This is a genomic window from Phenylobacterium sp. (genome assembly GCF_025351295.1).
Classification (GTDB): Bacteria; Pseudomonadota; Alphaproteobacteria; order Caulobacterales; family Caulobacteraceae; genus Phenylobacterium.
Genome location: NZ_JANXWD010000054.1, coordinates 1 through 5,284, shown reverse-complemented (window position 1 = coordinate 5,284; position 5,284 = coordinate 1). Strand labels below are relative to the sequence as shown.

The 5,284-nt window shown below is 66.7% G+C and carries 9 protein-coding genes; all 9 read right to left on the bottom strand.

Annotated features, from left to right (window positions below; translation table 11 throughout):
• Positions 1–311 (bottom strand): 30S ribosomal protein S3 (rpsC, locus tag Q0R13_RS08395; RefSeq protein ID WP_293902325.1); only part of this gene is annotated, 311 nt, incomplete at its 3' end.
• Complete coding sequence (gene rplV, locus Q0R13_RS08390) at positions 311–691, bottom strand: 50S ribosomal protein L22 (protein ID WP_293902322.1); 381 nt, start codon at positions 689–691, stop codon at positions 311–313. The genes rplV and rpsC, both read right to left, overlap by 1 nt.
• Before the next feature lies 1 nt (position 692).
• Positions 693–971, bottom strand: coding sequence for a 30S ribosomal protein S19 (rpsS, locus tag Q0R13_RS08385; RefSeq protein ID WP_293902319.1), 279 nt, complete (start codon positions 969–971; stop codon positions 693–695).
• A gap of 3 nt (positions 972–974) precedes the next feature.
• Positions 975–1,811 (bottom strand): 50S ribosomal protein L2, encoded by an 837-nt coding sequence (gene rplB, locus Q0R13_RS08380; protein ID WP_293902271.1) that lies wholly within the window; start codon positions 1,809–1,811, stop codon positions 975–977.
• A 4-nt stretch (positions 1,812–1,815) separates the two neighbouring features.
• Positions 1,816–2,112: a 50S ribosomal protein L23 gene (locus Q0R13_RS08375; protein ID WP_293902328.1), complete on the bottom strand. Its 297-nt coding sequence runs from the start codon at positions 2,110–2,112 to the stop codon at positions 1,816–1,818.
• 5 nt (positions 2,113–2,117) lie between these two features.
• On the bottom strand, positions 2,118–2,756 hold the full coding sequence (rplD, locus tag Q0R13_RS08370; RefSeq protein WP_293902269.1) for a 50S ribosomal protein L4: 639 nt from the start codon (positions 2,754–2,756) through the stop codon (positions 2,118–2,120).
• Positions 2,756–3,538, bottom strand: a complete 783-nt coding sequence (rplC, locus tag Q0R13_RS08365) for a 50S ribosomal protein L3 (protein ID WP_293902267.1) — start codon at positions 3,536–3,538, stop codon at positions 2,756–2,758. The genes rplD and rplC overlap by 1 nt, the downstream gene beginning before the upstream one ends.
• 13 nt (positions 3,539–3,551) lie before the next feature.
• Complete coding sequence (gene rpsJ / locus Q0R13_RS08360; protein WP_012521787.1) at positions 3,552–3,860, bottom strand: 30S ribosomal protein S10; 309 nt, start codon at positions 3,858–3,860, stop codon at positions 3,552–3,554.
• Positions 3,861–4,217: 357 nt separating this feature from the next.
• Positions 4,218–5,048 (bottom strand): DUF2807 domain-containing protein, encoded by an 831-nt coding sequence (locus tag Q0R13_RS08355; RefSeq protein WP_293902264.1) that lies wholly within the window; start codon positions 5,046–5,048, stop codon positions 4,218–4,220.
• Between the last annotated feature and the right edge of the window lie 236 nt (positions 5,049–5,284).

The window sequence follows — 5,284 nt, the reverse complement described above, 5'->3', positions numbered from 1 at the left end:
ACGATGTTCAGGTGAACCTCGCCGTCCGTCATGGCCGCGATGTCCTTGCGCAGCTTCTCGATGTCCGCGCCCTTCTTGCCGATGATCACGCCGGGGCGCGCGGCATAGATGGTGATGCGGCACTTCTTGTGCGGACGCTCGATGATGATCCGCGAGACGCCGGCCTGGTACAGGCGCTTCTTCAGGTTGCGGCGGACCTTGATGTCCTCGTGCAGCAGGCGGCCGTACTCGGGACCGTCGGCGAACCAGCGGCTGTCCCAGGTGCGGTTGATGCCGAGGCGAAGCCCGACCGGATTGATTTTCTGACCCATCAGGCGGCCTCACCCACTTCGCGGACCACGATCGTGATCTCGCTGAACGGCTTTTCGACGCGCGAGGCACGGCCGCGGGCGCGGGCGTGGAAGCGCTTCATGATCAGGTTCTTGCCCACGAAGGCCTCGGCGACGAACAGGCTGTCGATGTCGAGGTTGTGGTTGTTCTCGGCGTTCGAGATCGCCGAGTAGAGCGCCTTGCGGACGTCCTTGGCGATACGACGATGGCTGAACTCGAGTTCGTTCAGCGCCCGCTGCACCTTCAGGCCCCGGATCGACTGGGCCACCAGGTTCAGCTTGCGGGCGCTGGTGCGCAGGGTGCGCACCTTGGCCATCGCTTCGGCGCCGGTAAGACGGCGGGCCTTGGCTTGCTTGCTCATCTTACTTCCTCTTGGCCTTCTTGTCGGCCGCGTGACCGGGGAAGAAGCGGGTGGGCGCGAACTCGCCCAGCTTCATCCCGACCATGTCTTCGGAGACGAGCACGGGGACGTGTTTCTGACCGTTGTGCACGCCGAATGTCAGGCCCACGAACTGGGGCATGATCGTCGAGCGGCGCGACCAGGTCTTGATCACGTCCTTGCGGCCGGAATTAAGAACGGCCTCGGCCTTCTTGAGCAGATACCCGTCCACGAACGGGCCTTTCCAGACAGAGCGGGTCATGCCTTAGCGAGCCTTCCTGGCGTGACGCGAGCGGATGATATATTTATCCGTCGCCTTGTTTTTGCGTGTCTTGGCGCCCTTGGTGGGCTTGCCCCAGGGCGTGACCGGGTTACGGCCGCCGGAGGTCTTGCCTTCACCGCCGCCGTGCGGGTGGTCGACCGGGTTCATGGCGACGCCGCGAACGTGCGGGCGACGGCCCTTGTGACGGTTGCGGCCGGCCTTGCCCATGACCTCGTTCATGTGGTCGGGGTTCGAGACCGCGCCCACCGTGGCCATGCAGGTGTCCATGACCATGCGCAGCTCGCCCGAGTTCAGGCGGATCTGAGCATAGCCGGCGTCGCGGCCAACCAGCTGGGCGTAGGTCCCGGCCGAACGGGCGACCTGGCCGCCCTTCAGGGGCTTCAGCTCGACGTTGTGGATGATCGTCCCGATCGGCATGCCACGCAGCGGCATGGCGTTGCCGGGCTTAACGTCGGCCTTCTCGGCCGCCACCACCGCGTCGCCGACCTTCAGGCGTTGCGGCGCCAGGATGTAGGCCAGCTCGCCGTCTTCGTACTTCACCCGCGCGATGAAGGCCGAGCGGTTCGGGTCGTACTCCAGGCGTTCGACCGTGCCGGGCATGTCGAACTTGCGGCGCTTGAAGTCGACCATGCGGTAGAGGCGCTTGGCGCCCCCGCCGCGGAAGCGGACGGCGATGCGGCCACTGCCGCCGCGGCCGCCCGACTTGGTCAGGCCTTCCACGAGCGACTTCTCAGGCCGGCCCTTGTGGAGCTCGGACTTGTCGACGAGCACCAGCTGGCGGCGGCCCGGCGACGTCGGATTGAATTGCTTCAAGGCCATCGGATCAGAGCCCCGTCGTGATGTCGATCGACTGGCCGTCGGCCAGCGTCACGATCGCTTTCTTGATGTCGGCCCGCTTGCCCTTGATGCCGCGGAAACGCTTGGTCTTGCCCTTCACGTTGATCGTGTTGACCTTCGTGACATTGACCTTGAACAGCGCCTCGACCGCGGCGGCGATCTCGTCCTTGGACGCATCGCCGGCGACGCGGAAGACCACCTTGTTCTGCTCCGAGAGCAGCGTGGCCTTTTCGGTGATCACCGGCGACAGGATGGTGTCGTAGTGGCGGACGGTGGGTTCCACGGCCATTACGCGGCCTCCTCAGGCTGGAAGCGCGCCTGGATCGCCTGGACCGCATCCGTGGTCAGGACCAGGGTGTGGCGGCGCAGCACGTCATAGACGTTCAGGCCGGCGTTCGGCAGCACGTCGACGTTCGGGATATTCCGCGCGGCGAGCTTGAAGTTGTTGTCGACCTCGACGCCGGCGATGAACAGCGCGTGGGTGATCCCGATCTTGCCGAGCTGGTCGCGCAGGGCGGCCGTCTTCGGGTCGTTTAGGGCCACGCTGTCCATGATCACCAGCGAGCCGTCCCTGACCTTGGAGGACAGCGCATGGCGCAGGGCCAGCGCGCGGACCTTCTTGGGCAGGTCGAAGGCGTGGCTGCGGACCACCGGGCCGTGAGCCCGGGCGCCGCCGACGAACTGGGCCGCCCGGCGCGAGCCGTGACGGGCGCCGCCGGTGCCCTTCTGCTTGTACATCTTCTTCGAGGTCCGGGAGACCTCGTTGCGGACCTGGACCTTGTGGTTGCCCGACCGGCGCTTGGCCAGCTGCCAGGTGACCACGCGCTGCAGGATGTCGCCGCGGATCTCTTCGATGCCGAAGATGTCGTCGGGGAGTTCGATCGAACCGCCCTTCCCGCCGTCTAGCTTGATGACGTCGAGTTTCATTAGGATTGATCCCCAGCTTCCGGCGCCGCGGCGTCGCCGGCCGGCGCGTCCGTCACGGCGGGCTCTTCGACCGACGTTTCGGCGGCTTCGATCGCGGACGGCTGGCCGGCCTTGCGGTAGGCGCCCGGCGTCGGGAGACCTTCCGGCGCGCGGGCCTTGATGGCGTCGCGGAGCTTGACGTAGGTGCCCTCGGTGCCGGGGACGGCGCCCTTCACCAGGATCAGGCCGCGTTCGACATCGACGCGCCAGACGGTGACGTTGAGGGTGGTTACGGTTTCCTGGCCGAGGTGGCCGGCCATCTTCTTGCCCTTGAACGTCCGGCCCGGATCCTGCCGCTGACCGGTGGAGCCGTGCGAACGGTGGGAAACGGACACACCGTGGGTCGCGCGCAGACCCCCGAAGTTCCAGCGCTTCATGGCGCCAGCGAAGCCCTTGCCGACCGTCGTCGCGGTGACGTCGATCTTCTGGCCGGGGAGGAAGTGGTCGGCGGTGATTTCCGCGCCCACGTCGATCAGGTTGTCCTCGGACACCCGGAATTCCATCACCTTGTGCTTGGGCTCGACCTCGGCCTTGCCGAAGTGACCGCGGAGCGCCTTGGAGGTGTTCTTGGGTTTCTTGGAGCCCGCGCCGAGCTGGAGGGCCACATAGCCGTCCTTGTCCTTGGTGCGGTGGGCGACGACCTGGCAACCCTCGAGGCTGAGCACGGTCACCGGTACGTGAGTCCCGGCTTCATCGAAGAAGCGGGCCATACCGAGTTTCTTGGCGATTACGCCGGTTCGCATCGGATCAATCCCCTTAGAGCTTGATCTCGACGTCCACGCCGGCGGACAGGTCGAGCTTCATCAGCGCGTCCACGGTCTGCGGAGTGGGGTCGACGATATCGAGCACGCGCTTGTGCGTGCGGATTTCGAACTGCTCGCGCGACTTCTTGTCGATGTGCGGCGAACGGTTGACGGTGAATTTCTCGATGCGCGTCGGCAGCGGGATCGGCCCGCGCACGGTCGCGCCGGTTCTCTTGGCCGTGTTGACGATCTCGCGGGTGGAATGGTCCAGCACGCGGTGATCGAAGGCCTTGAGCCGAATTCGGATGTTCTGACGATCCATATCGCTCTTACGTTTCCCTACAGACGGCGACCGTCCGCGTGATCTCGACCATTTCAAAGACCAGCCCGAACCCCTCGAGAGGTGTTCGTACGCGAAGTCCGCACAAACGACTAAGGCCCGCGCGAACCCGCGAGGGCTTACTCCCGAAACGCTTGATGAAAGCACTGTCTCGAGCCGTTCCGCGGGCCGCGTCTGCATCCCTGATTGCTCAGAAACACACAGCCGGTCCAACAGGAGGCGCGGTAATACCGATGCGACTCGGGTCCGTCAAGGCCTGTGGCCGGTTCAGACCCCTCTCAGGTGCAAACCCGACATCCGGCGGTCGAGCCGGCGCCAGGCCCGCGCCTCACACCGTCGCTAGCCGCCGACGCGGACCGAGCCCGAGCCCATGATCGTCTTGGAGACCTCGCCCTTCACCGCATTGGCGTGGACGTCGCCCGAGCCGGCGATCCGGGCCCGCAGGCTGTCGGCCGTTCCGCGGAAGTCGACGTCGCCGGAGCCCGCCACCATGACCTTCATCTCCGTCGCCCGGCCGCCGCCGATGCTCACGTCGCCGGAGCCGGCGATGCTGATCTGCAGCGCACCCGACATCGACTTGACCATGGCGTCGCCCGAGCCGGCGATGGTGATGTCCACCGGCCCACGCACGTCGGCCGCCGCCACGTCGCCGGAGCCCGCCAGGCGCAGCTTCAGCGCGCCGGAGGTGCCCATGCGGGTGTCGCCCGAGCCGGCCTGGCCGATGGTGGCCTGACCCTCGACGTTGCCGATGGTCCAGTCGCCGCAGCCGGAGTTGCCGAGGTTGAGGCTGGCCGAGCGGCCGACCGAGCCGAACACCGCCCCGCCGGCCTCGACCTTCACGTCGCGCGGCGTGCGGATGATCACCTGGGGCATCTCGTTCCAGCCGAACCGGCCGACGCCATGCACATCGACCCAGGAGCTCTCGCCGGAGCTGCGGCAGTTGCGGATCTTGCGCTCCAGGTTGCCGTCCAGGATCGTCCGGTCGCCGAAGGTGCGCACAGTGAGCGGGAGGCTGGAATTCGGCCGGGTGACCTCGATCTTGATGTCGCTGCGGTCCTCGGGGACGACGGTGACCCGGGCCACCGCGTCCTTGATCTCGATGGTGGCGGCCTGGGCGGCGCCCGCGCCGAGCGCGGCCGCGGCCGTCAGCAGAGCCCATTGAAGACGCATCGTTCTCTCCCCGATCGAAACGCGATGGGCGGACGCTAGTCGGGGCGAGACGCCCGGGCAGCTTAATTCGCGGTCATGACGGGTTTGTCATGGTCCGGGGACGCGATGCGCCGTTTCCCTCCCCTTCATGGGGAGGGACAGACTGCGAAGCAGTCCGGGTGGGGAATACGGGTCCACGCTCTGCGCTTGAACGTGGGCTCCCCACCCTGCTTGCCTGCGGCAAGCGGTCCCTCCCC